Source organism: Bradyrhizobium sp. Kon58 (assembly GCF_055807455.1).
Genome location: NZ_JBVVOT010000275.1, coordinates 1 through 321, shown reverse-complemented (window position 1 = coordinate 321; position 321 = coordinate 1). Strand labels below are relative to the sequence as shown.

The following is a 321-nucleotide window of genomic DNA, read 5'->3' as shown; positions in this document are numbered from 1 at the left end:
CCTGCGAGTGGGCACGCAAATCCGTTACACCGTGCGCGAGCATTTCTCCGCCAAGCCACTGGTGACCCAGTTTCACTACGTGCTCAAGTTAGGCGCAAGCCCGGCCCGTCATGACCGTTTCAAGGCTCGTTTTACCGCCGAGCGGCCAATCCAGTGGCGCAGTGAACTGTTCGATAACTTCAAGGTGACGCTGTCGCCCGATGGCAAGACGCTGGAAGTGGTGCAAAAAAGTCCGGTTTATTTCAACTACGTCAATGAACAGTCCGGCTCGGCACTGTTGCGCATCCCGCGCCTGGAACTGGGCAGCACCCTGGATCGCCA

Annotated in this window: 1 protein-coding gene; it reads left to right on the top strand. The window is 58.3% G+C overall.

Translation table 11 applies throughout. The features are described from left to right. The coding region (locus AC0L20_RS40455; RefSeq protein ID WP_473295739.1) for a hypothetical protein at positions 1 to 321 on the top strand (321 nt) is incomplete at both ends.